This is a genomic window from Vibrio sp. SCP2 (assembly GCF_059295395.1).
The window spans coordinates 1,006,397-1,030,638 of sequence record NZ_JCAFVV010000001.1; the positions used below are offsets into that span (position 1 = coordinate 1,006,397).

Here is a 24,242-nt window from a genome sequence, read left to right on the forward strand (position 1 = left end):
TAGCGGCCGTTTTTGTATTTAATGAAGTTCGAGTTATAGAGGCAACTGGCACCTATATGAACTCTAACTAACTGCGTTACCCGCGTCGATCAAACTCATTATGAATAAGTACGATACATTGAGACGCAAACAGCATTTGAGGCCCAAGGCTGACCTTTTGTGTGCCTAAACGCTTAAGACTGTTCCAACTCTTTTTCGGCATTGGAATGTGGTCGGTTAGGATAAAACAAGCATTGCCATCAAACGGCTCGTCACGAATGTCCGTGCCCTTTTTATCAAGTAAGTAGAGCGTATAGTCTTCTGCCAAGCGCTGAACCAGTTTTTCAAAGCTGATGGTTTCGACACTTAAGCCGCTTGCCACATTGCGCAGCTCTTCTTTTTTCATGCCGACAGAGTGCTCCAATGCTTTCGCAATTAAAGCGATTAACGCCGATTCATGAAAGCCACCAATGTTGGAAAGCTGAGAGGACTCAAAGCATAGAGTGCGCGAAAAGTCCGCGGTACTTTCAATGACCAGATAGACCTTCACGTCATCTCGATGAGATTGAGCAGTGAAAATCGCATTCATCAATACATGAGCAAGAATTTCGGAATGAGCGTCGCCACCGACTCCCTCAACGAAAACCTTATGGTCAGTCGAAGCTGCGCGGGCACGGATTACAAAGGCTTTATTCATAGATAACCATTAGAGCGAAAATTGCCCCTTATATTAACGATGTACAACGCTCTGTCTATTTGCATTTTGAATTATTTGCATCCGTGGGTTGGTTTGTTGCTAAACACGCTGAAAAGTTACCCACTACTTGAAATAGCATAAGCCTCAGTGGTTGATAAGATGGGTAGTTTCCACCAAGCTGTAATGGGTTGACTGATATATTTAGATGGTTACCCTGCGCCCGGTTGGGAAGTGTTCAAGACGCTCACCTAATACGTCTTTAAGTATTTTGTAGGCTTTCATACCAGTGCAGTGGCCAGTATAGAGTTTATCTATTGGATAAGTGAGTATCGTTTTAGCGATTTCTTCAATGTCTTTCTTTGTTCCGCCAATGCTATTGAATACGGGTAACCCGACCAAATGGAACCCACCAACAACAGCTTTAATTCTGGTGTTTGGAAACAGTTCTATTGCGGTGTCGATCATATTGAGTACGCCGCTGTGAGCACAGCCGGTAAAAACTATAAGGCCATCACCTTCTTTGATGACTAAGAGTAACTCATGGTCAAATGTGTCGGGTTGGCAGCCCTCTCCGGAATCTGTGAAGAGATATTTATTACCTTTTGGCTGTTCATACTTACGACTCAGGCTGGTAATAATAAAAATATTTGGCCGTATCTCAGTTGTTTTATCAATGAAGCAGAATCGGTCATTATCTTTGTTTAATAAGGTTTTATCCATTCCCACGTTGCTTTTAAAACCAAACGCTTTGAATCGATACTCTGTCTCCATACACTCGCGCAAATAAACTGGTGCTTTGCAGTTTCGGTCAAGAAAATGAGTGATTCCATTACAGTGGTCGTGATGACGGTGGGAGATAATTGCAGCATCAACCTCTTCCATATTGATACCCAACAAAGTGGCATTATCACAAAAAGCGTGACTGCTACCCGCATCAAACAGAATTTCTTGTCCCATCGTTTTTATATGAAAAGATAACCCTCTTTCAACCGCAAGGTCGGGCCTATCTTCAAGTCGATTATTGTCAATTAATGCTGTTAGTATCATATCTACTGCCGAAACCACTGTTTAGTTGAGTCTACTACAACTGAAAAAGAAAGATCCTCACTTAGCTACCTCTCCCCATTAGATAAGTCGACTAACCTAAATTAGTCGGCTTGTCGTATTGGTTTTCCAAAACTCGAGCCTCTTAAAACAACATCCCAACAAACAAGCCGATGAAAAAAACACATAAAACATGCGTTGTAGCGGGTGGTACTTTGCCTTTAACGGGTTGTTTTACTTCTGGGTTGACTAAATAGTCCTTACCATTCAATGTGTAAAGTGCATAGCCTAAAGGGTCCATAAAATCTCTCCTACTCTCTCTGTCTCTGCTGGTTATTATTGTTGAATAAACAGGAAGTAATAATGATATGGTAGAAAATCAAAGTTCACCTTTTATCACTCAGATCCACTTGCAGCGATTGCAGCAGCTGAGTCGTTATTATTCGCTGAACATCGCAGCAACAACCGATGTCCAGACATTGGCTGAGCAACTTAGCTGTTCTGAGCGAAATATTGCCAAGCTAATGAAAACCTTAGCGAGTATTGGTTGGATTTCGTGGAAGCCGGGTAGAGGTCGGGGTAACAAGTCAGAGATAACCTTGCTCGATAGTTTTGAGTCCGCATTGATGAGTGTTCTTGAGCAGCATTGTCACAAAGGACATTTGAGTGAAGCGGCAAGGTACGCGGATCTGTTTGGTTATGAGGAGATGTTTCGTAAAAAGCTACCAAGTTGGCTGACGCAGGCACAGGAAAGCTTAAAAAACCTGAACACCCTAGTGACCTTAGTTCCTTATTCTCTTCCTATTATGCATCCATTGTGGGCCTATAGATCCAGTTCACGACTGTACATTGAAGCCATGTTCGATACGTTACTTAAGTACGACAATGAAACAGGGGCGATACGACCACATCTAGCACACCACTACGAGTTTAGAGAAAATGAGCTGTGGCTAAGAATCAGGCCCGATGTTCATTTTCACAATGGTGAAAAGCTAACTGCTCAGCACGTCGCAAAATGTATCGAAGACCGAGTGAGTAAGCCGCACAACTACCAAATCCTCTATCGCCATATCCTGGAAGTGGTGGCCGAAGGGTTATGGGTGGTGATCAAGATGTCTCAGCGCCATGAGTCGATTCTACATCTACTGTCCGAGGCTCATGCTCCAATCTATTTAGACTGCGCAGAGCGGGAGATTCCTTACGGGACGGGGCCTTATGCACTTGAATCCAGCTCGGAACATCATTGGATATTGGCGAAGAATCCTAATTACTTCTCAGCCGGTGGCTTTATCGACCGGGCGGAGTTTTGGACGAGTGATGACGCAGATAGCAGTGTTCAAGGGCATATCGTACATCATCGATGCCCAGCCTCTCCAAGCGGAGGTGTTGACAAGATCTCATTGCAAACAGGCTGTGATGTGATCGAATTTAAACATCATCAATCAGAACTGTCGATGGACGAAAAAGCATGGATTTTTCACCAAGCGCGAGAGTTCTGTCGACAACAAGCCAGTGACTACATTCCTATTGCCAACTCCATCACTGGTTATCATCAAAACAAAGGTGTGTTTCTTTATCACCCGAATCAAAGTAAGCCTACTCGACCACTGAGAGTGTGTATTTCAGGTCAGACTGAGCCTAGGTTAAAACTGATTGAGCACCTTAGACAGCAAGGTGCTGAGATTGAGCTCTTCCCTCTAGAGCATTTGAAGCAGACATGGATTGATTTTGCCGTTGGAGGGTATGTTTTTCCTAACAACACTGTGTTTGGCTATTACAAATGGTTGCTCACTAGCTTGGCGTTCACTTCTTGCCTTTCAGCGGAGCAGCAGCAAGCGTTTCTCTCTATTGTTGATCAACTGATGTTGGCAAGTGATACCGAGCAAGATTTCCTCAATGAGCTTTATCGCTGTGAGGATTGGCTGATCCAGAACGGTGTGTTTGTGCCTTTGTGGCGCGATTCTGAGAGTTACGATGTCGCTAACTCTCTGCACGGTTTGGAGACAGACAGTGCTGGAATCTTATCGCTACAAAAACTCTGGTTTGATAGCTGAACTCTTGTTTGTGCATCGGAGCATTACTTTAAACCCCTAAATATGTAGGTAACACTAATTGTATCGGTAAGCTATTTTTGACCTAGAGAAGGGTGAAAAAATATGATTTATCGAACGTTGGCAGATCTAGTCGTCATACTTCATCTGTTGTTTATTGTCTTCGCCTTGCTTGGAGGCATGCTAGTGCTTTGGCGCCGCCATATGTTGTATGTCCATATTCCGGCAGCCTTATGGGCTGTAGCGATAAGTGTTAATGGCTGGATTTGTCCTTTGACACCACTAGAAAACAAACTCAGGTTTTCTGCAGGTGTTGAAGGTTATCCGGGGGGATTTGTTGAGCACTATGTCGTTCCCATAATTTATCCGCCTGGATTGAGTTCTGACATTCAGGTTTTTCTCGGTGTGGCTGCAGTGGGAATAAATATAGTGGTTTATGGATTTGTCTATTGGCGGCATAAGATCAAGTCTTGTGGGAGGCAAGAATGAAAAGCTTGCTAATTACAGTGGTGGTAAGCTACTTGCTTATTGCGCTGACTATCTACTCCTTGCAACGTCGGCTTATGTATTTCCCTCAGCCTGTCAGCAATGCCTATGGTGAGATGAATACCAGCTTCATTGTTGATGGTGTCCAACGGCATGGTTGGGTGCTCAATGATGGTCAAGATAAGGCGCTAATCTATTATGGTGGCAACGCAGAAAGTATCGAGGCCAACATTCCCTTGTTCACGTCTGTGGCCCCAAACTATACCATCTACTTAGTTCCTTACCGTGGCTACGGTAATGATTCAGGTATACCGACGGAAAAGGCATTGTATAGCGATGCCATGCAGATTTTTCAGTCAGTCGAAAGCAAACATAATTCCATATCATTGATGGGTCGAAGTCTGGGATCTGGTATCGCGACACATATCGCTGCTCATAGACAGGTAGACAAGCTCATATTGGTGACGCCATTTGATAGTATCGAAAACGTCGTCAAAGATATCTATTGGATGTTCCCTGTTTCTTGGTTGCTCAAAGATAAATACAAATCCGCAGATAGGGTGAAAGACATTACGGCTAAAACCTATATCTTTATTGCAGAACAGGATCGAGTGATCACACGAGCAAGAACCGAGCAGTTAGTTGCTAAGTTTAGCGATCAGCTGAGAGACGTTATCGTCATACCCGGTGCCAACCACAACACGATTTCACAGTTTCCTTCCTATGTTTCAGGGCTGCAGCGGGTATTGAGGTAGAGACTGATATCGTTTTATTAATTCAATGGTGGCTGAATGCTTAAGCAACTTTAGCGCCTTAAAACATTGCAATAACCAAACCGACCTCACTATCCCAATTCTCTGATAGTGACTATTTTTCTATCAATTTAATCACTTGTTAGGCTATGCGTATTCACTCACCCTATACTGAGAAGCGTTAGGGAAGAATAAAAAGGAACAAGCCAATGAAACGAGCTTTCACTCTGACATTACTCGCGAGCTTATCAATGAGTACTCATACTTTTGCAGCAGACAGTGCGGATATGGTGTTAACTAACGCCAAGATTTATGGTCACCAAACGGCAGATTCGATAGCCATCGCCAACGGAAAAATTCTTTATATTGGCCAAAACGCTGAATCAGATAAATTCACCAATCGTTATACCGAAGTGATCGACTTAGAAGGTGCATATGTAATGCCTGGTTTTGTCGATAACCATAACCATGTCTTTGAAGCAGCATCAGAGGCGGGCGGGCAATGCGAAGTGAGCATGGATGCAGGACTAGAGGATCAAATCCCTTACCTTAAGGCGTGTCGCAAAGACGCGACCAAAGGGGAGTGGGTGATGGGTTACGGCTTTTCAATAGAAGCGCTTCTTGCAGAAGATAATCAGAGAACCCCACTTGAAGTGATCGATGCCGTTTTTCCAGATCAGCCAGTCATTATTATGGAGCAAACGTCTCACTCTATGTGGGTTAACTCGGTGGCTTTAGAGCTCGCTGGTATCACTAAAAGCTCACCAGAGCCACAAGGCGGTAAGATCCTAAAGGATGAGTACACGGGTGAGCTTAATGGCATTTTGTTTGATAATGCGGGTGATATCGTGATGGAAATGGCTTGGAACAGCTTAGAAGAGCAGTTTGATCAAAGCTATGAAGGGCTTATGGCTGGGCTAGAAGAGGCGCGAGCTCATGGTATTACTACGATTGGTGATGGTCGCCTATATTGGAAGCGCGGCTGGTATGACGTATGGCAAGAAGCGGAAAAGCGCGGGGATCTCACGGCGCGTGTTTCACTTAGACCTTGGATTTACCCAACGGACAGTATGCAGCCTCAGTTATCGTTCTTAAGCGAGATATATTCTGCGGATACGTCAGGGTTGTTGCTGGTTGATCAAGTCAAAATGTACAGCGATGGTATTTTGGTTAATGGTACCGCCAAGACGCTCGCCCCTTATCTTGATACCTATATTCCAGATGAACCGTATGGCATTAACTATATTCCACCACAAGCGATGGAGACGTGGTTAAAAGCCCTAGATAAGATTGGCTACGGTGCTCATATCCATGCGATTGGTGATGGAGCGATTCGCGAGTCGTTGAACGCGATCGAAGCAATGCGCGGCCAAGGTGGCGATAAAGATTACACCTTAACTCATGTTGAGTTAGTCAATTCTAAAGATGTGCCACGTTTTGCTAAATTAGATGTGACTGCAGACTTTCAAGTCGGCTCTGATTACGTCGCTTACCACGATCACCAGTGGGCAGAAGCTTTCTTAGGAGCTAAACGCACAAGAGCCTTGATGAACCTAAAAGCTATCTTCGATACTGGTGCTAACGTATCGTTAAGTAGTGATTGGAACGTACACGACATCAATCCATTGGTAGGGATCGCTAACAGTGTGATTATGGGCAAGACAGGATTGCCGAGCGTTAAAGACGCCATTGAGGCCTATACGATTAATGCCGCTGCTAGTCTAGGTATTGATGAGGTAACGGGCTCGATTGAGCTAGGTAAATCTGCCGATTTTGCCGTGCTTTCTCATGACATTACCCAACTTTCACCAGAAAAAATTAAATCCACTGATATTTGGATGACGATTCTAAAAGGTAAGATAGTGTTTGATTTAGAGCAGCAGTAAGCACTCGCATTACCTAAATTGGTGCAGGTTTTTGATTGCCTCAATCACCTTGTTTCCGGTCTCTGATAATGTGAGGCCGGAACGCCAGTTTACTTCTACACGACGTGGGATTGCACTTTGCTCAAAATCAGAGTCAAGAGCGACGAGAGAGCCTGATTCAAGCTGTTGATTGAGATTATCAAGAGGCAAGAACGCAAACCCTTGGCCGTTTTCTAGCAGCCGAATGAGTAGCGTTAGATCATTGATCACGGCATAGTCGGGGCTAAACCCTTCTCCCTCTTCTTCTCCAAGCTCTCCCCAAATCAACTCTTTAAACAAGCTTAAGTCGTCAACAGAGACAGGCTGCGATTGTTTTAGAGGCAGAGAAGGGTGGCAGACCAAGCCTTCTTGATAGCAGCCTAGTTTGGCGTATTCCATTTCAGTTTGATGCAGCTGTCCTGATTCATGGCGGATGACGATATCTGTGTCGCCATTGTGCAGATCTTCGCTGAGTTCTTGAAACTCTGCTCGGTAAATCTCTAGGCACAAGTTAGGCAGTTGAAACAGAGTAGTGATTGCCTTGGTTAACGGGGACTCAGGAATATAATGTTCAAGTCCGATGCGAATGGACGATGGCTCTCCTTGGCTTAGTGCTGCTGCTCGATGGTTGAGCTTATCAAGTTGCGCAAGGGTATGAGTTAGGGAAGGGAGTAGTTGTTCACCTTGAGCACTTAGGGTGCTTTTGTTGCCTGTTCGATCGAAAAAGCTGACACCTAAATCAATCTCAAGGTCAGAGATCCACTGGCTGACCTGAGATTGTTTTTTACCTAACTTACGCGCCGCAGCGGAAATCGACCCCAGCTCGATGGCAAGTAATAGTGCTTTGAGATGAGTGACATTCATAAGGCGGAGCTCCGGTTGGAAAAAACACCGCCTATTATCCTCGATTACGCAATGTGCGTCATCTTGTTGAGGGTAAAACTCTCGATTGAGCCCTCTACCGCTGCTGAGTATGCCGCAATATGCTCGCTTGCCAAGTGTTGATCAAGCGCGGCTTCTGACTCCCAGTTCTCGTGGAATACAAAGTGAGCTGGGTTTTGATTGTCTTGGTGCAAGTCATAGTTAATACAACCCTGCTCAACACGAGTCTTGTCGATTAGCTTGATAAGCTCAGATTTTACTAGCTCTACTTGACCGTCTTTAGCAATGATATTGGCAATGATGGTTAACTTTGTCATGGTTGATGTCACTCTCTCAATTAGTTTTTAAAGTGTAGTGATTACGTCATCCATTGGAAGACGCGCTTTTGGTAAACCATGGTTATAGTCTTCACCTTCTTTGTGGTAACCCATAGCCAAAGCAAAATCACACACGTAACCGTCTAGCTCATCTTTGAAGACTTCTCCGATTAGCTCAGGGTCAACACCTTCCATTGGAGTTGACGCAATGCCCATACGCGCAAGAGTGTGCAGCGTGTTGCCCAAAGCAATATAGGTTTGAGCTTTAGTCCAGTTACCGTTGAAGCCAGTTTCATCTGTATTTAGCTCAGCAAAACCGTAAGCACCATTTAGCATGTCGTTGTAACGCTCTGCTGGCAGGTGTCCAGAAGTTACTTCTGCATCGACAACTTTTGCGTATTGCTCTTTAGTAAAGTGCGGGTTATGAGCAAACAAAATAGTGTGTGACGCTTCTTTTGCATGCGGTTGGTTGAACTGGTGCATGTTGGCAAACGTGTTGTGAAAGCGCTGTTTGGCTTCATCACTCTCAAGTACGATAAATTTCCAAGGCTGAGAGTTGATTGACGATGCAGATAAGCGGATAGCTTCTTTGATTACTTGCATATCTTCTGCAGAAATACGTTTTGTTGCGTCGTATTTTTTCGCTGTGTAACGAGTGTTTAAATCTTTGATGATTGGATGAGTCATGTTGGCTCCTAAAACCAATCAGAATAAGTATCTGAACATTCTTGCTGGTTAAAATCGCTGATAGCTACGTTATAGATTTTGTAGGTAGAATAACTAGCTAGCTTCAATCTATGCCTTGCTCTAAGCGATTTTTCCTGCGCAATTATCTGAACACCTACTTATCCTAATTGGTATAACTATCTAAAAATTACGAATTCAGTCGGGTTTGATGTTCGGTGCGTCAACAATTAACGTATGGCTGGAACATGCCCCAATTATCGAAAATCCGCTCTTGCTCATGTCGATGGGGCTAATTTAGTGCAGTTGGTAACAGAGAAAAATAGCCAATTGTTCCAATCACTATGGAACAAAACTTCCATAATAAAAGGGTCTGCATGTGGAACTGGCTTCGGAGTGAAGGAGATACTAAAAGAAATGGCGAGAGCGTTATCATCTCGCCATAAAAGTAGATTGTTGTGATCCCCTCGCTCTAAAGAGGCACAACCAGAATATCAACCGGTGACTTATCGACGATATGCTTAGAGTAAGAGACAATTTTGCTCCAAAAATCATGGTGATGACCACAGATTAATAAATCGACATTGTTGTCTTCTATGGTATTTTTGAGCTTGTCAGCCAGTTCGCCAGTGCCCACAAATATCTGTCTGATTGTAAGCGGACTGTACTCTTCAAAAGCGATAATTTGTTCGATGGCGCGTTCACCTAAGGGTTGTTGATCGGGGCTATCTTTTAAATCGACTAACTCTGGATAAATTTCACCATGTGAGCCATCAATATGGATAAAAGAGATTTGCGCGTCGGTTAGTTTTGCCAAGTAAACGGCCCTGTCAATAAGAGCTTTAGTCTCTTCCTCAAGCTCAAGGGCAACAAGAATATGTCGGTAGTTCATAATCGTGTCCTCTTATTGAATATCCTACAATAAGCATAATATTTGTCCTGAATGAATATTGTCGTAAAGGTCTCGAAATGACGAAAATTATCCACTGTAAATTCGGCAAAAATAGGAAATAACAGCTAATCAATCAGACCTCATTTGTTCCTAGTTTCAGATCTACAATGATTTGCAGATGTTAATGCTGATTTAGGAATCGTTCATGACTACATTTCCCAACAACTTCCTCTGGGGTGGCGCCATCGCTGCCAATCAAGTTGAAGGATCTTTTAATCAAGATAACAAAGGCTTATCAACATCAGATATGTTGCCAAATGGCATCTTAAGCCCTCATCAAGCCCGCGAACAGCGAACCGATGGCATTAAGGATTTGGCGATCGATTTCTACAATCGTTACCCTGAAGATATCTCCCTATTTAATGATATGGGCTTTAACTGTTTGCGCCTTTCAATCGCGTGGACACGTATCTTTCCCAATGGTGACGAGCTTGAGCCTAATGAGGAAGGTTTAGCCTACTACGACAAGATTTTCGATGAGCTGGCGAAATACGATATCCAGCCATTTGTCACCTTGTCTCACTATGAAATGCCTTATGCCTTGGTGGAAAATTATGGTGGTTGGGCGAGCCGTGAGTTGATTACTTTCTTTGAGCGTTACGCCAGCACGGTATTTGAACGTTACAAAGATAAAGTCAAGCTGTGGCTAACGTTCAATGAAATCAATATGTCGTTGCACGCTCCGTTTACTGGTGTCGGGCTCGAAGAAGATGCCTCAGAGCAAGCGATCTATCAGGCTATTCATCATCAATTAGTTGCGAATGCTAAAGCAGTTAAACTGTGTCACCAAATCATACCTGATGGCAAAATTGGCAACATGCTACTAGGGGCGATCAACTACCCGTACACCTGTAACCCTGATGATGTGATTGCAGCGATGCACGAAAACAATAAGTGGCTGTTCTTTGGCGATGTGCAAACCCGAGGCAAGTACCCTGGCTACATGCTGCGTTACTTCCGTGAACAAGGGATAGAAATTGCTATGGAACCGGGTGACCTAGAAGAGCTAGTGAGTGCAAGTGTCGACTTTATCTCATTTAGTTACTATGCAAGTGGCTGTGCGAGCGCCGATCCTAAGCAAAAAGAGGTGGGCAACATCGTTGATAGCGTGCCAAATCCATACCTCGAAAAGAGTCAGTGGGGTTGGCTAATTGATCCAAAAGGTCTGCGGATTCTGCTTAATTTCCTTCATGATCGTTACCAAAAACCACTGTTTATCGTTGAAAACGGTCTAGGTGCTCGCGATGAAGTTGATGAAAATGGCGAAATCATCGATGACTATCGTATCGCTTATTTGAATGATCATCTTGTTCAGGCAAGGGAAGCGGTGCTTGATGGTGTCGAGCTGATGGGCTTTACCAGTTGGGGACCGATCGATCTTGTGGCAAATTCAACCGCAGAAATGAGTAAGCGCTACGGGTACATCTACGTTGACCGTCACGATGATGGAAGCGGAACGCTAGCGCGAAAACCTAAGAAAAGTTACTACTGGTATCAGGAGGTCATTTCAAGCAACGGTGCGAGCCTATAAAGTCTGTTCCTAACTCCAAAAACGAAAAGGTGTGTCGGTGTCACTATCGGCACATCTTTAGCAAGATACGATTCACTCTTGTTCTTGAATACGGTTGTTTAGCTCGTCTTTGGACAATAGTGAGTTATATAGATCGGTAAATTAGCGTTTAACGGACTATCTGAGGTATAGCTGAGCCTCTAATCGGCAGGCTGAAATCAATAATCCACTGCATACCGAGTAACTGGCACTTACGTTGCAGTTGTAATTACGAGGCGGCCATAAATCTATATATCTAGTGAAATCTGAGAGTAATGATAAAGGTTGAGCCTACACCGACCTCTGATTTTAGGCGAATCGTTCCTCCGATGTTATCAACGATAGCTGCTGCGAACGATAGGCCAAGTCCATAGCCGCTAATGTTGCTTCGGCTGCTGTCAACTCGATACAAACGCTCAAACACCAGGTCATGATATTTAGGCTCAATACCGATACCCGTATCGGTCACTTGGATTACCGCTTCCCCATTCGTACTTTGCTCAGCTTGGATGGTTACCTTTCCTTTTGGGTTGGTGTACTTAATGGCATTGTCGACTAAGTTGACCAGCACTTGGATTAGTTTATCTGGATCAGACACTATGTTGAGCTCATCACTCACTATAGCCTCTAGTGCAATTCCTTTTTCTTCGGCCACATCTTCATACCAGCTAATGACATTATGAATTACTTCTGACAGGTTTGTAGGTACATAGTTGGGCAGTTGCTTTCCAAGAATTTCATCGTTGAGCTTCATCAGCGTGGTCAGCATATTGCTTGCGAGCATTGCTTGTTCGGCGCAGTCAGAAAGCGCATCGCGCATTGCTTGTGGGTCGGCATCGTTCATTAATGCTGATTGGGAAGAGAGTGTGATACGTGATAAAGGCGTGCGAACATCATGAGCAATGGCATCAACGGTCGTGTTTAACGTTGTCGTGACGTGCTGCAATCTTGCAACAGTGTTGTGCACGCTCATATTGATAACATCCAATCCTTGAGGAGACTTTTCGGGAAGTTCAGAGATCTCCAGCTTGCCATGTTTCAGTTTGTCTAAGAGTGAACCGAGTGTCACCAATGGCGACATCGCACCACCAATAACTTTACGTGTAAATAGAGTCGTAACAATAATGAGTACAATCAGAGCAGCAAAGGTAATAGCGGATTGATTAACGGCGATAAAGTAGCGAGACTGGTTATCTAACACTAGCCAGAATGAGTAATCTTCACCGGATATTTCGCGTGTCATGTAAGGATTTAAAAAAAACGCTTCTAGCCAAAAATTATCATCGATTATGTAGTTAGAAAACGGCTGATCGGTTGAGATTCCTGCTTGGCCTGCGATAAACTCAAGGCTTTCCGGTTGAGTATTTTTAACCATGTAGGCTGCGATGTTGTTACTAACTAAACGTTGTGGGTTGGCTTCTAGTACATGGTGTAAACGTTGCGCCGAATCGTAAGTTAAAATTCTCTGATATTCAGTCGCCATTGAATTGAGAATCTTTTTTTCAACACGATACAGATCGAGAAAGAATAGTGCGCTGACAGCGATTTCAACCACCAGAAAACAGAGCAGCAGGATTGCCATAAAGCGCATCAAAAGGTTGCGTTGCGCTCTATCTAGCGCTTGTTTTACATTAGGACTTGAGGACATAGCCCACCCCTCTTAATGTGTGGATAAGCGGTGTTGCAAAGCCTTTGTCTACCTTACTTCTTAGTCGACATACCAGAACATCAACGACGTTGGTTTGAGGGTCAAACTGATGGCCCCAAACATGCTCTAATATGGCAGTTTTGGATATGACGGTTTCTTTGCTCTCAAGAAGAAGTTTCATCAGCATGAACTCACGTTGATTAATGGCAATCGACTTACCATCTCGCTCTAAAGTGTGTTTAAGTAGGTCGAGCGTCAATGGGCCATAGCTAAGTTCTAATACTTGTGTTGTTGCTGGTTTGCCACGTCGAGACAAGGTATGGCAGCGCGCAAGGAGCTCAGGAAAGGCAAAGGGCTTGACCAGATAATCGTCAGCGCCAGACTGTAATCCTTTCACCCGCTCTTCAACGGAGTGTTTGGCACTCAGAATAATAATGGGCACGGTATGACCTTGTCCTCTGAGTTCGGCCAATACTTCAAATCCATCTTTTAGCGGCAGCATGATATCGAGAATGATCACATCAAAGTCGGCAGTTTGTGCCTCATGCAGCCCATCGATACCATTAGTTGCATGCGTTACCGTCATCGCTTCTTGCTGAAATCCATTCACCAAAAACTTAGCGATATGCATATCATCTTCGATCAAAAGTAGTTTCATCTATAGTCCGTTACTCTATTTTTGCTGCGTTCGAGACATACTCTATCAACATCCTTACCTGAATATAACCAACATTACGGCTTTGTAATGTTTGGGAAAGCCTTGTGTAATTGAGTGTTCGTTAAGATGGCTCCATCAACTACATGATGTCTTAACGGAGTAAAACATGAAAACAATCAAAATCGCATCAATCGCCGCAACACTAGGTTTCTCAGCTTTATCATTCAACGCTTCTGCTGCAGATAACAAGGCCGTTTCAGTGACTCAAATTTCGTCTCAGTTTGCTTTTGAACTGGCACAAGAGGCTGTCAATCAATGCAGCGCAGAGGGCTACAAAGTGTCTGCAACTGTCGTTGATCTATCAGGTAACGTTATGGCTCAGCTACGTGCCGACGGTGCAGGTATCCATACTCTAGACAGCTCACGTAAGAAAGCGTTTACCGTGATAAGTATGAAGCAACCATCAGGCAACTTAATGAAAACCATTGCTGAAAAACCAATCTTACAGCCGCTTCAATACATGGATGAAAACCTACTGTTCCTCGCTGGCGGTGTACCTGTAGGGCTAAATAAAGCGATGATTGGTGCTGTGGGTGTTGGTGGGGCGCCGGGTGGCCACTTGGATGTGGCTTGTGCGGAAGCTGCGTTGAAAAAACTTCTGTAATCTATACATAAATAGGTTGCATTCGAGCACTTCATAGCCACCGGTGGAGTGTTCGTTTTTAATTTCAGACTCGCTCATTTCCCCTGCTCATTAGCTTTAGTTATGCAATTACTAGGTTAGAGTATGTTTGGCTTTATTGTGCTCAGCACGTTTTGGGGCAAAGACATGTTGTCGAAATGGGCGTCAGCACGCCCTGGGGTATTTTCGAGCTAAAAGAGCCGCCTGACATTATTCCATCCTCAATCTTAAAGAGTCATTCAGATTGGGGGGCTCTCAACAATCACTGGTTCTGGCTCCTTTACTTTATTCCTTGGCAGCCAAGAAAGAAGTCTATGGCAGACTCTAGGTTGGTTTGACGCTCGGTTGCATCGTTCGGAGCCATACCGAGGAAGACGGGGAAGAAGGTTCTCCCTTTAACTAACGCCCAAAGGTTAGTAGCCAGTTCTGATGTGTTTTGCGGCGGTAAAGTACCGTGACGGATTGCCTCTTCAAGCCAAGCTTCCATCGGGCAAGCTTTAATACTCTCGACCTCATTGAGATGGCATTTTCCCTGACACATGGCTTCAATGGTAATAGCGACAAGTAGACGTCGCTTTTCACACTGCATGACATGCTCAAGTTGCTGGGTAAAAATGTCGATCAGTTGCTGGCGAATACCGATAGCTGGATTGAAATCAGGTAAAGCATGATTGAGCTTCTCCTCTTCCATGATGTACTCAACAACGGCTTTATACAGGTTCTCTTTAGAACCAAAATGAGAGTAGACAGTCGGCTTTGTCGAATTCGCTTTTTTCGCAATGAGCTCTAACGAGGCGCCTTGTACGCCCATTTCCTTGTAGCACTCAATCGCAGCCAAAATGATGCTGAGCTTGGTTCTCTCGCTGCGCTGGTTTCGTTTATCCATACCTTTATCCGTACAGGATGGGGAAAGATGCAAAGCTACCATAAATAAACATGCCTTCTATCACTAAAATAGCTTATTGAGAGTTTTTTCATCTTTTATCGACTTGTTTGCTGCTTTTACCATCAAGATTGGCGATTGAGTATCTCATTGAGCTGATTAACAAGATCAACCATTGGGTCGATTTTCTTACCGACCAGCTCAGGGGCTTCTGGGGTAGTCAGTACGAAGTCATTGGCTTCCAATCCCGATTTGATCGGAACATAACCCGTGTAGCTCTCTTTGATTTTTGCGATTGTCACCTGCTTTGGCCTTACTACACGTTTATCATCCAAGACAAACAGGGTTGGAATCCCATCATTAGTATGGATAGAGGAGGCAGGCACAAATAGCTGAGGCTCTTGCTGAGGGCTGTTCAAATAGAAAGCGGTCTTTGAGCCGATCAAATGCTCGCCATTTTGGTTGTTGAAAACCGCATAAGCGCTGAGTTCTTGACTTTGGTTAGCGAGCTTAGAATCAACATAGCGCAACTTGCCATCAATATAATCGCCTTCCTGACTGACAACGGAAGCCTGTAAGCGGTCAGGGTAGTTGTTTAGCACCTTGCGAAAGACGTTCAGGACCTGAGGAGACGCGGTAAAGTGCAGCTCTACGGTATCGGTCGCCACCAATTCAGTGATCAACTCACCTTCATTCACGTAATTGCCTGCATTCAAATGGAATTGACCCAGTGTGCCTGAGAATGGCGCGTACATGGTGGTCGCTTCATGATCTTGCTGGGCGATCAGTAAGTTATTTCTGGTTGCCTCCACCGCACTGACTGCACTTTCAAACCTAGGGTCATCCTCACTAGTGGTACGAGTGAGCTCGATGATGTTTCGAGTTGCCATTTGATATTCGTTTTGAGCAGTCTTTACTGCGAGAGCGGCTAAGGTGGCATCGAAGTCGAGCAATGGCTGACCTTTTTCAACGTAATCGCCATCTTGGACATAGATGTTGGCAATTTTTCCGCTGTTTTCCGCCAGAATCTGTGTGTACTTGGAAGGTTTAAATTCGCCTTCAAGCGCAATCAATTTAGTCGCTTTTCGTTCAATAGGTAATTGAACCATGTAAGCGGTCGAATTAGCTGACGATTTTGCTTGAGAAAGCTGGCAGCTGAAAAACAGTGTTGGAGCAAGTGTTAGGGTAAGGCCAAATGATAGGGCGAGCTTGTTCATATCTGTCCCTGATTCGTTGTTTTATTTATATGATTTATCAAACTTTATAATTGGTTCGCTATTTTTATGATTTGAAGGATATTTTAACTTTACCGTTAAGTAAAGTTTTGTCTCGAATGATGTCAGTTTTCTTCGCAGCAAGAGATATGTACAGAGCTTAATCATTCTCACTTTATGAGAATTGAAGGTTATTTTTACTTACTCATTCCTACAGAGTAAGAATACAATTTGATCATGACCTGAATGTGGCGATACAACAATAGCGTGAACTCAATGAAGCAAAATAGTGGGCAAGTAAACGAAAAGGTTCTTCAGCTACTCATGCAAGTGGCGGTAAATGATGAACCCGTGACAGCGAAACAACTTAGTGAGCAGTTAGGTACGCCTATCAGTAGCCTATATAGACATCTAAAACTACTGCGGGAATGGAACTTGATCGAAGAGAGTCCAAATGACAAAACCTTGATCATAGGTCCGGCAGCGTTACTGCTTATGCGTAGTTACGAAACCAGCCAGCATGACTTAGATACTGTTGATTCAGTGCTCAATCGTTTGCAAAAGCAGACCAATGAAATGGCGGCATATATGGTGCCGGTTGGTTATCGAGCACTTTGTGTCAGTCGTAAAGAGAGTATGCAGGCGCTTCGCTGCAGCTACGTCCAGGGTCAAAGTCAACCCCTGCTGCGAGGCGCCTCATCGAAAGTGATGTTGGCTTATATGCCCGCAGCGAGATGCGAAAAGATCCTGCGTTACTTTGGTCAACAAGAGCGCTTGGAAGAGTGGCAACAAGAGCTTGAGCAGATCCGTAACCAAGGTTATGCGCTAAGTACCTCTGAAATTGACTCTGGCGTTTCTGGGATCAGTGCGCCAGTGATGAAAGGTTCTAAGCTGGTGGGGGCCATTTCGGTGATGGCGCCCGCGCATCGAGTTCAAATGAATCAACAGAAGATTATTCTTCACGTTCTTCAAGCAGCGAGGGCATTGCCCCCAGAAAGGTAATAGGTATGTTCGGGCTATTTCGACGCAATAAAACGCAAAGTGTTACAGGTGTTTTGTCCCATCGTTTGGTATTGCTGAGCGTCAGTGAGCGCTTGAAGCCAATGAAACAAGTGGACTTCGAAATGGCCGATCAAAGCTTAGAAGAGATGTACGATTGGGTCTCTGAGCTAGAAGGGCACTGTTGGATAAACGGTGGTCATTACAACCTTGAGACACAACCCGTCGGCAAGTATCAACTTCATTTAAGTCGTTTTCTTGGCTCTGAAGCACTGCCCATTGTGTTAACGAACCACAGTGAAACGGTGCTGCACACCTTACCTCTTATCCACTCGCCTCGGCGTGAGCTCGGCATCATACATATTGGTCGGCAATTTGAGATTAAAGCTTCTCTTGAACCAGACCAAGGGAGCGCTTTTCATTTCGCTTTATCTCGTTATAACGAATGTCGCCTGTTCTGTTTGGGTATCGATCAAGCGAGCCAAGATGAAAGGACGTGGGAGTATGCCGAAGATCTTGGCTGCGATTGGATGACATTGGCGGAATGCAGCTTCAGTTACCGATTGCAGGTCAAACAGCAGCTAGCCAATTATTTAGCCCATTGTGATGATGTTATCGTCAACATTGATCTCTCTTGTCTCTATCCGGTATCGCGATTAGAGAGAGGCTCCGCACTGGATGTTCAAATGGTCAATCGGATGATTCGCCAGCTGTTAATTTCCGGTAAGGTTCGTCAGGTACAGTTGGTTGGCTTTAAAGACAAACACCTTTACTCAAAGCAAACCCAAAGTATTCTGCATGAGTTAACTCAGATGTTTCCATCGAATAATCGAGCAGCGTAATGTTACTTTCTAACATTTGGTCGGCGTTCAATGTTGCGTAGGATTTTTCGCCAACATTGAACCCAACATCTTCCGCTTTTCTTGCACTCAATGACTCTGTGAAATTTACAGGGCTAACCTCGCCTATTCCTTCTAATGCTTTGATTTATTGGGTGTGACACAATTCACTTTTTTATCATAAAGTCCTTACTCTTTGTGTCGTGTTACTTTTCTCAGGTTTATTAACACCTTTGTAACTAAGTCGTTGATATGACGTATCTAGCGTCATGTTACTTTTTAACTGCCTCGAAAACTGCAATTCTGCGGTTTAAAATTAAAATCAAACAAAAACAGTAATTTAAATTAATGATTGTGGCTTAATGTTAGAAACTATCACACAAGGTTAAATTTGTGATCGTGGACACTTCACCCTTAAAACCTTATCGGTATGGTTAATTTATCCGCACTACAGTGAGCAAATTGGATGTGGATGCGCCTCCAAGGAAAGCAGTCAAAAAGGAAGGACATCGGGATTATGGCATTACCGAATAACATCATTACAACAACAAAGAATCGGCTCAATAAGGCCAACCAGTTTGCGGTAGGCATACTGACGGTCTTATTGATTTTGGATGTTTGGTTGGGAGTATTAGATCGATACATACTCAAACTACAATTGGTTTGGGTCGAAGAACTCGCTCGCTACATCATGATATGGGCCATCTTAATGGCGGTGCCATGCTGTACAGCCGGAAGGGAGCATATGGGACTGGAGTTCGTTACTCGACGATTCCCTCAAACCATTCAACAAGTTATCAGGATTTGTGTTGGGGCTCTGACGTTTAGCTTCTTCGGTTACATCGCCTACTTGGGGTACACCTTCGCTGAAAAAGGGGCCAATCAACTCTCTACCGTGTTTTCTATGCCAATGGCGTATGCCTATGCTGCTATCCCCGTTACTTTTGCTCTGTCTAGCTTTCAAGCCTTTTTAGTTTGGCTAGAGGATATCTACGCACTGAGGTTGCATTTGGCGGCTGAGAAATTTGATATGCAAGGAGAGCAGCTATGATTGTCGGCATTGTATTTTTGTTGTTGATGCTTATCGGTGCCCCGATAGCTATTGCCTTAGGTGTCGCGGGTATCACGGGCATGTACGATATGGGCGGGGCGCATTTTGCCTCTCTGGCTCCCAGTAAGATCTTTAATGGACTGAACATCTTCCCGTTTTTGGCGATGCCGTTTTTCATCCTCGCTGGCGAGATCATGAACCACACAGGCATAACGAATCGACTGGTTTACTTATCAGAAGCGCTAGTTGGCCATTTTCGCGGCGGTCTTGCACATTCCAACATGGTTGCTTCGGTGTTCTTCTCTGGCATTACGGGTTCGGCGACTGCTGATGCTGCGGCATTTGGTCGAACCTTGGTTCCAGCGATGGTTAAGCAAGGTTATTCAAAAGACTATGCTTGCGCCGTAACAGCCGCTGGTTCAATCATAGGTCCAACGATTCCCCCATCGGGTCTGATGGTAGTCTACGGCTCACTGATGGGCGTCTCTATTGGTGGTCTTTTCGCGACAGGTATTTTACCGGGCATCTTAGTGTGTTTGGTTTGTATGGCAATCATTGGCGCAATGGGTAAGCGTAAAAATCTGCCTAAGATGAGCCAAAAAGCGTCTTTGGCGGAAGTGTTGGATCATTTCAAAAACTCAGCACTTGCTCTGTTGATGCCGTTGATCATTCTTGGTGGCATTGTATTTGGTATTGTTACGCCTACAGAAGCAGCATCCATTGCTGTGGCCTATGCGCTGATCATTGGTACATTTATCTACCGCAATCTAACGCTAGATGCGCTGTTTCAGATGGTTATTCGTACCGCGCAGATTTCAGCGGTGATTTACCTGATTATCGGCTCGGCATCGATACTTGGCTGGTGGTTGAGCTTTAACCAAATTCCACAAATGATTGCGGATATGTTTATCTCGTTGTCAGATAACCCACACGTTATCTTGGCACTGATTATCGCTTTGCTGCTAACGGTCGGTATGATCATGGATATCAATGTCATGTTGATCATCCTTGCGCCTATCCTAGTGCCATTAACGATGGAAATCGGTATGGACCCACTGCACGCAGGCATTGTCTTCATTCTTGCTCTGAACATCTCATTGATGACACCACCGATCGGTGCTTGTTTATTTGTCCTTTCATCAGTGACTGGAGCGAAGATAGAAGGCATATCGAAAGAGCTAATGCCATTCCTTATCGGGCAGTTATTACTCTTGTTTGCTATCGCATTTTTCCCTGACATTGTGTTGTTTATCCCGCGTTTACTGGGCTACTGACACTAATACCTAACCCCTTCAACCCTACAAACCCTGGCTAGCGCGGGAGCCTAGTCAGGTAATAACTAAAATTCATACATAATGGAGTTATTATGAAAAAGCTAACCAAATCATTGATTGCTACTGCTCTGGCTACGAGCTTATTGGCTGCCCCTTTTGCCATGGCTGAGAAAGTGCTGCGTATTGGTCATGACAACAAAGCCGATATCATGGAAAACCCGGCGCATGCGTTCACTGGTGTGTTTAAGAACATTGTTGAAACGGCAACCAATGGTGAGATTAAAGTTCAAGTATTCCCAAGTAATCAGTTAGGTACGGCGAAAGAACATATCCAGATGGTACGTGATGGGCAACTTCAAGGAACGCTGTCCCCAGTTGGACCATTAGCGGGTTATTACCCAAGAATTGGTGTTTTGGATGTGCCATTTGCGTTTGATAACAACGCCTCTACCTATGAAGTCCTCGATGGCAAGTTCGGGCAAGCATTGGCTTCTGACATTGAGTCAGAACTAAAAGATGTCAAAATCCTCGGTTTCCCTGACACAGGCGGTTTCTTCTCAGTAACTAACTCTAAGCGTGCCATCGAAGATCTTGAAGATTTTAAAGGTCTGCGTATTCGTACAATGACGCTGCCAACGCACCAGAAAATCATCCAGTCTTTAGGCGCTGAGGCATATCCACTGTCTTGGGGTGAGGTTTACTCATCACTACAAACTGGGGTTATCGACGGACAGATGAACCCGGTACCCACGGTCTCTTTTGCTAAATTCAATGAAGTTCAAAAGTATCTGACGCTGACTAACCATCTATTCGCACCTTACACCTTCATGGTCAACAAAAGCTTTTACGATAGTCTGACGGAAGACGAGAAGAAGATTGTCTCTGATGCGGTTGAGATTGCATTGAGTGCAAACCGTGGTCTGTCGCGCTTGATTGAAGCATCTAGTGACCGTGGACTAGAAGGGTTGAAAAAGCGTATGAAGGTCAACTCTTTGACTGCAGAGCAGCGTGAATCGATGCGAAAAGCAACGCAACCTGGTGTGATTGCTTACGTCAAAGAGACCCATGGAGAGAAAGGAACAGAACTGCTAAATCTCTTCCTTGAAGAAGTAGATAAAGCGAATCACTCGACATATTTGAAATAGGCTTTCTCCAGCCATTTGCCCCAACGTTGGTTGGGGCTTTTTTGTTTTAGCGGTGGGCAAGACTTAATGATGAACTTTTGCTGGTCGCTAGAAACGCAAAAGCTGGCGGTTAAGCCAGCTTAGTTGGGTGTTAGCACATTAAGATTTGTTCGCGTCTTTGTTCGACTCTTTCCAGTACTGAATACGTACGCGATGCAATTGTGCTCTTCTCATTTTCTTCATGATAATCCCTCACTTAGAAACAATGCAGCTCGTCATTGAGCTTATGTGAATGTAGTTCCTCATGAACAGGGATTAATTTAGACCCCAATTTCGAAAAGATCTAGGTTTTTGATCACATTTTTTTGTATGTACGCCATACCTTATTAGTTAAAAGTGAACCATGGTGCAGTTTAATAAGTTTGAAATGTAACTTGTGGGTAAGTGTCATATTGCAAATTAATATTAAATAAACAATAACTTAACCAAAGTGTCATTTTCTCCGTCTACGATTTGCTCGCATTTATATAATTATTACTCAAGCAAGGAGTCAGCAATGCGTTCGGTTTCAGACAAGAAGTGTGACAATCAGGATTCTGAATTCAGTCAAATGATCGATGCACGTCTATCTCGTCGTCGATTTTTAGCGGGAACAGCAGCAGTAAGTGCGAGTGCTTTTCTTTCACTTAACCCAATTACTAAAGCTTTTGCAGCGAAAAATGACAGTCCGCTGCTTAACTTTGAAGCGGTTCCAGCTTCAACGGCCGATGCGTTTATCGTGCCTAAAGGCTATAAAGCGACGCCACTCCTTTCTTGGGGAGATCCAATTTTCGCAGACGCCCCAGAATTTGACCCAAGTGGTAAGCAAGATTCGAAAGCACAATTGCGCCAGTTTGGAGATAACACAGATGGTATGAGTTTCTACCCAATCAGTGATAACCGCGCTGTGATTGCCGTAAACAACGAATACACTAATTATGATTTGTTGTTTGACCACGGTGGTAACGCTATGACCGCAGATGATGTGCTAAAAGCGCAAGCAGCACATGGCGTAACCGTATTTGAAATCGTCAAGTCTGGTGACCAGTGGAAGCTAGACAAAAACGGCCAGCGTAACCGCCGTATTACTGCGAATACAGAAATGCAGCTGACAGGCCCTGCCGCTGGTCATGACTTGATGAAAACCAAACTCGATCCATCAGGTATGAAGCCACTAGGCACGTTCAACAACTGTGCAAACGGTCAAACGCCTTGGGGTACTTACCTGACTTGTGAAGAGAACTTCAACGGTTACTTTGGTACTAGTGGTAGCGCTGAGGTGTCAGCTGATCACAAACGCTATGGTGTTAAAGCAGCTAAGAGCAAATATCAATGGCACGATACTGACGAACGATTTGATGTTGCTAAGCATCCAAATGAACCACACCGTTTTGGTTGGGTGGTTGAAATCGATCCTAACGACCCAAGCTCAACACCACTTAAGCGCACTGCATTAGGTCGCTTTAAGCATGAAAATGCTGCCCTGCTAATCAACGACAACGGACATGTTGTGGTGTATTTAGGTGATGATGAGCGTGGCGAGCACCTGTACAAGTTTGTGTCTAAGAACAAATACCAACCAGGTAACGACAAAGCGAATCGCGATCTGCTCGAAGAGGGCACGTTGTATGTGGCTAAGTTCGAAATGGATGACCAGGAGCTTAAAGGCAAAGGCCAGTGGCTAGAGCTGACGTATGGTAAAAATGGCTTAACCAAAGAGAGCGGCTTTAAAGATCAAGCAGAGGTGATGATCTTTGCGCGCCGCGCGGCTACGCATGTTGGCGCAACGACGATGGACCGCCCTGAGTGGGTTGCGGTTCACCCTGATAACAAACATGTGTTCTGTACCTTGACCAATAATAAACATCGCGGTGTAAAAGAAGGTCAGCCTGTTGGTGGTCCTAACCCACGCAAAGAAAACCACTACGGCCAGATTGTGCGTTGGGTACCACAAAATGATGACCATACAAGTGATGGTTTTGAGTGGGATCTGTACCTGATTGCTGGCAACCCAGAAGTGCATAAAGGTAACTTGTACGCAGGCAGTGATAACATCAACGCTGATAACATGTTTAACAGCCCAGATGGCATTGGTTTTGATGCGGCAGGACGCCTATGGATTCAAACCGATGGTAACTACTCGAACAAAGGTGACTTTGCCGGCCAAGGCAACAACCAGATGTTGTGTGGTGACCCAATGACGGGCGAAGTGCGCCGTTTCTTAACTGGCCCGGTTGCTTGTGAGATTACTGGACTTACTTTCTCGGCGGATAACAAAACCATGTTTGTTGGTGTTCAGCACCCAGGTGAAAGTGGCGCACCTTCGCATTTCCCTGCTGGTGGTAACAGCAAACCGCGCTCTACTATCATGGCGATTACGCGTGAAGATGGTGGCGTAATCGGCGCATAAGCGTTATCAAATGGTTGAGCCCCGAATGCCATCATTCGGGGCTTTTTTGTTTTTACTTGGGCGTTTTCTGACTTTGTTTACATTGCTCGTACATACTTGAATTCGGTTATTGGTAACGTCTGCG

Annotated in this window: 23 protein-coding genes; 12 read left to right on the plus strand and 11 right to left on the minus strand. The window is 44.5% G+C overall.

Annotated features, from left to right (window positions below):
- Nucleotides 1–76: 76 nt before the first annotated feature.
- The 3 genes from trmY to AC5O63_RS04860 all read right to left on the minus strand — a co-directional run bounded on the left by trmY (nucleotide 77) and on the right by AC5O63_RS04860 (nucleotide 2,021).
- Nucleotides 77–676, minus strand: a complete 600-nt coding sequence (gene trmY, locus AC5O63_RS04850) for a tRNA (pseudouridine(54)-N(1))-methyltransferase TrmY (RefSeq protein ID WP_425667488.1) — start codon at nucleotides 674–676, stop codon at nucleotides 77–79.
- A gap of 201 nt (nucleotides 677–877) precedes the next feature.
- Nucleotides 878–1,723 carry an MBL fold metallo-hydrolase gene (locus AC5O63_RS04855; RefSeq protein ID WP_494504107.1) on the minus strand — a complete coding sequence of 282 codons (846 nt, stop codon included), beginning with the start codon at nucleotides 1,721–1,723 and terminating at the stop codon, nucleotides 878–880.
- Nucleotides 1,724–1,865: 142 nt separating this feature from the next.
- Entirely contained in the window at nucleotides 1,866–2,021 is a 156-nt protein-coding gene (locus tag AC5O63_RS04860; RefSeq protein ID WP_494504108.1) for a hypothetical protein, read from the minus strand.
- Nucleotides 2,022–2,088: 67 nt separating this feature from the next.
- On the opposite strand from AC5O63_RS04860, the gene AC5O63_RS04865 reads away from it, so the two are divergent.
- The 4 genes from AC5O63_RS04865 to AC5O63_RS04880 all read left to right on the plus strand — a co-directional run bounded on the left by AC5O63_RS04865 (nucleotide 2,089) and on the right by AC5O63_RS04880 (nucleotide 6,895).
- Nucleotides 2,089–3,774, plus strand: a complete 1,686-nt coding sequence (locus tag AC5O63_RS04865) for an SgrR family transcriptional regulator (protein ID WP_494504109.1) — start codon at nucleotides 2,089–2,091, stop codon at nucleotides 3,772–3,774.
- Between the two features lie 102 nt (nucleotides 3,775–3,876).
- Nucleotides 3,877–4,260 carry a DUF2784 domain-containing protein gene (locus AC5O63_RS04870; protein WP_494504110.1) on the plus strand — a complete coding sequence of 128 codons (384 nt, stop codon included), beginning with the start codon at nucleotides 3,877–3,879 and terminating at the stop codon, nucleotides 4,258–4,260.
- Nucleotides 4,257–5,012 (plus strand): alpha/beta hydrolase, encoded by a 756-nt coding sequence (locus tag AC5O63_RS04875; RefSeq protein ID WP_494504111.1) that lies wholly within the window; start codon nucleotides 4,257–4,259, stop codon nucleotides 5,010–5,012. The genes AC5O63_RS04870 and AC5O63_RS04875 overlap by 4 nt, the downstream gene beginning before the upstream one ends.
- Nucleotides 5,013–5,218: 206 nt before the next feature.
- Entirely contained in the window at nucleotides 5,219–6,895 is a 1,677-nt protein-coding gene (locus AC5O63_RS04880) for an amidohydrolase (protein WP_494504112.1), read from the plus strand.
- A gap of 9 nt (nucleotides 6,896–6,904) precedes the next feature.
- Here the strand turns inward: AC5O63_RS04880 and AC5O63_RS04885 are convergent, their stop codons facing one another.
- The 4 genes from AC5O63_RS04885 to AC5O63_RS04900 all read right to left on the minus strand — a co-directional run bounded on the left by AC5O63_RS04885 (nucleotide 6,905) and on the right by AC5O63_RS04900 (nucleotide 9,688).
- Entirely contained in the window at nucleotides 6,905–7,777 is an 873-nt protein-coding gene (locus AC5O63_RS04885) for a LysR family transcriptional regulator (RefSeq protein WP_494504113.1), read from the minus strand.
- A gap of 44 nt (nucleotides 7,778–7,821) precedes the next feature.
- The gene (locus AC5O63_RS04890) at nucleotides 7,822–8,112 is read right to left on the minus strand and encodes a putative quinol monooxygenase (RefSeq protein WP_272787739.1); all 291 of its coding nucleotides are present in this window, start codon (nucleotides 8,110–8,112) and stop codon (nucleotides 7,822–7,824) included.
- Between the two features lie 27 nt (nucleotides 8,113–8,139).
- Entirely contained in the window at nucleotides 8,140–8,799 is a 660-nt protein-coding gene (locus AC5O63_RS04895) for a nitroreductase family protein (protein WP_004747366.1), read from the minus strand.
- A gap of 469 nt (nucleotides 8,800–9,268) precedes the next feature.
- Entirely contained in the window at nucleotides 9,269–9,688 is a 420-nt protein-coding gene (locus AC5O63_RS04900) for a universal stress protein (RefSeq protein WP_004747364.1), read from the minus strand.
- A 205-nt stretch (nucleotides 9,689–9,893) separates the two neighbouring features.
- Between AC5O63_RS04900 and AC5O63_RS04905 the strand changes: the two genes are divergently transcribed.
- Nucleotides 9,894–11,279: a glycoside hydrolase family 1 protein gene (locus AC5O63_RS04905; protein WP_494504114.1), complete on the plus strand. Its 1,386-nt coding sequence runs from the start codon at nucleotides 9,894–9,896 to the stop codon at nucleotides 11,277–11,279.
- Nucleotides 11,280–11,553: 274 nt separating this feature from the next.
- Here the strand turns inward: AC5O63_RS04905 and AC5O63_RS04910 are convergent, their stop codons facing one another.
- Nucleotides 11,554–12,945: a sensor histidine kinase gene (locus tag AC5O63_RS04910; RefSeq protein ID WP_494504115.1), complete on the minus strand. Its 1,392-nt coding sequence runs from the start codon at nucleotides 12,943–12,945 to the stop codon at nucleotides 11,554–11,556.
- Nucleotides 12,929–13,603: a response regulator gene (locus AC5O63_RS04915; RefSeq protein ID WP_494504116.1), complete on the minus strand. Its 675-nt coding sequence runs from the start codon at nucleotides 13,601–13,603 to the stop codon at nucleotides 12,929–12,931. Before AC5O63_RS04915 ends, AC5O63_RS04910 begins: the two co-directional genes overlap by 17 nt.
- Before the next feature lie 166 nt (nucleotides 13,604–13,769).
- On the opposite strand from AC5O63_RS04915, the gene AC5O63_RS04920 reads away from it, so the two are divergent.
- A complete protein-coding gene (locus tag AC5O63_RS04920) occupies nucleotides 13,770–14,267 on the plus strand; it encodes a GlcG/HbpS family heme-binding protein (protein ID WP_494504117.1) in 498 nt (165 codons plus the stop codon).
- A gap of 298 nt (nucleotides 14,268–14,565) precedes the next feature.
- Here the strand turns inward: AC5O63_RS04920 and AC5O63_RS04925 are convergent, their stop codons facing one another.
- Together AC5O63_RS04925 and AC5O63_RS04930 are read right to left on the minus strand one after the other, a co-directional pair.
- Nucleotides 14,566–15,171, minus strand: coding sequence for a TetR/AcrR family transcriptional regulator (locus AC5O63_RS04925; RefSeq protein WP_494504118.1), 606 nt, complete (start codon nucleotides 15,169–15,171; stop codon nucleotides 14,566–14,568).
- A gap of 122 nt (nucleotides 15,172–15,293) precedes the next feature.
- Complete coding sequence (locus AC5O63_RS04930; RefSeq protein ID WP_367939205.1) at nucleotides 15,294–16,385, minus strand: efflux RND transporter periplasmic adaptor subunit; 1,092 nt, start codon at nucleotides 16,383–16,385, stop codon at nucleotides 15,294–15,296.
- 273 nt (nucleotides 16,386–16,658) lie between these two features.
- Between AC5O63_RS04930 and AC5O63_RS04935 the strand changes: the two genes are divergently transcribed.
- From AC5O63_RS04935 to AC5O63_RS04960, 6 genes are all read left to right on the plus strand, one after another.
- Complete coding sequence (locus AC5O63_RS04935) at nucleotides 16,659–17,384, plus strand: IclR family transcriptional regulator (protein WP_253649304.1); 726 nt, start codon at nucleotides 16,659–16,661, stop codon at nucleotides 17,382–17,384.
- Between the two features lie 5 nt (nucleotides 17,385–17,389).
- Nucleotides 17,390–18,223: an arginase gene (locus AC5O63_RS04940; RefSeq protein WP_494504119.1), complete on the plus strand. Its 834-nt coding sequence runs from the start codon at nucleotides 17,390–17,392 to the stop codon at nucleotides 18,221–18,223.
- Between the two features lie 514 nt (nucleotides 18,224–18,737).
- Nucleotides 18,738–19,271: a TRAP transporter small permease gene (locus AC5O63_RS04945; protein WP_494504120.1), complete on the plus strand. Its 534-nt coding sequence runs from the start codon at nucleotides 18,738–18,740 to the stop codon at nucleotides 19,269–19,271.
- Complete coding sequence (locus AC5O63_RS04950; RefSeq protein ID WP_171320313.1) at nucleotides 19,268–20,545, plus strand: TRAP transporter large permease; 1,278 nt, start codon at nucleotides 19,268–19,270, stop codon at nucleotides 20,543–20,545. The genes AC5O63_RS04945 and AC5O63_RS04950 overlap by 4 nt, the downstream gene beginning before the upstream one ends.
- A gap of 92 nt (nucleotides 20,546–20,637) precedes the next feature.
- The gene (locus AC5O63_RS04955) at nucleotides 20,638–21,690 is read left to right on the plus strand and encodes a TRAP transporter substrate-binding protein (RefSeq protein ID WP_272787733.1); all 1,053 of its coding nucleotides are present in this window, start codon (nucleotides 20,638–20,640) and stop codon (nucleotides 21,688–21,690) included.
- 535 nt (nucleotides 21,691–22,225) lie between these two features.
- Nucleotides 22,226–24,118, plus strand: coding sequence for a PhoX family protein (locus AC5O63_RS04960; RefSeq protein WP_494504121.1), 1,893 nt, complete (start codon nucleotides 22,226–22,228; stop codon nucleotides 24,116–24,118).
- Nucleotides 24,119–24,242: the final 124 nt, after the last annotated feature.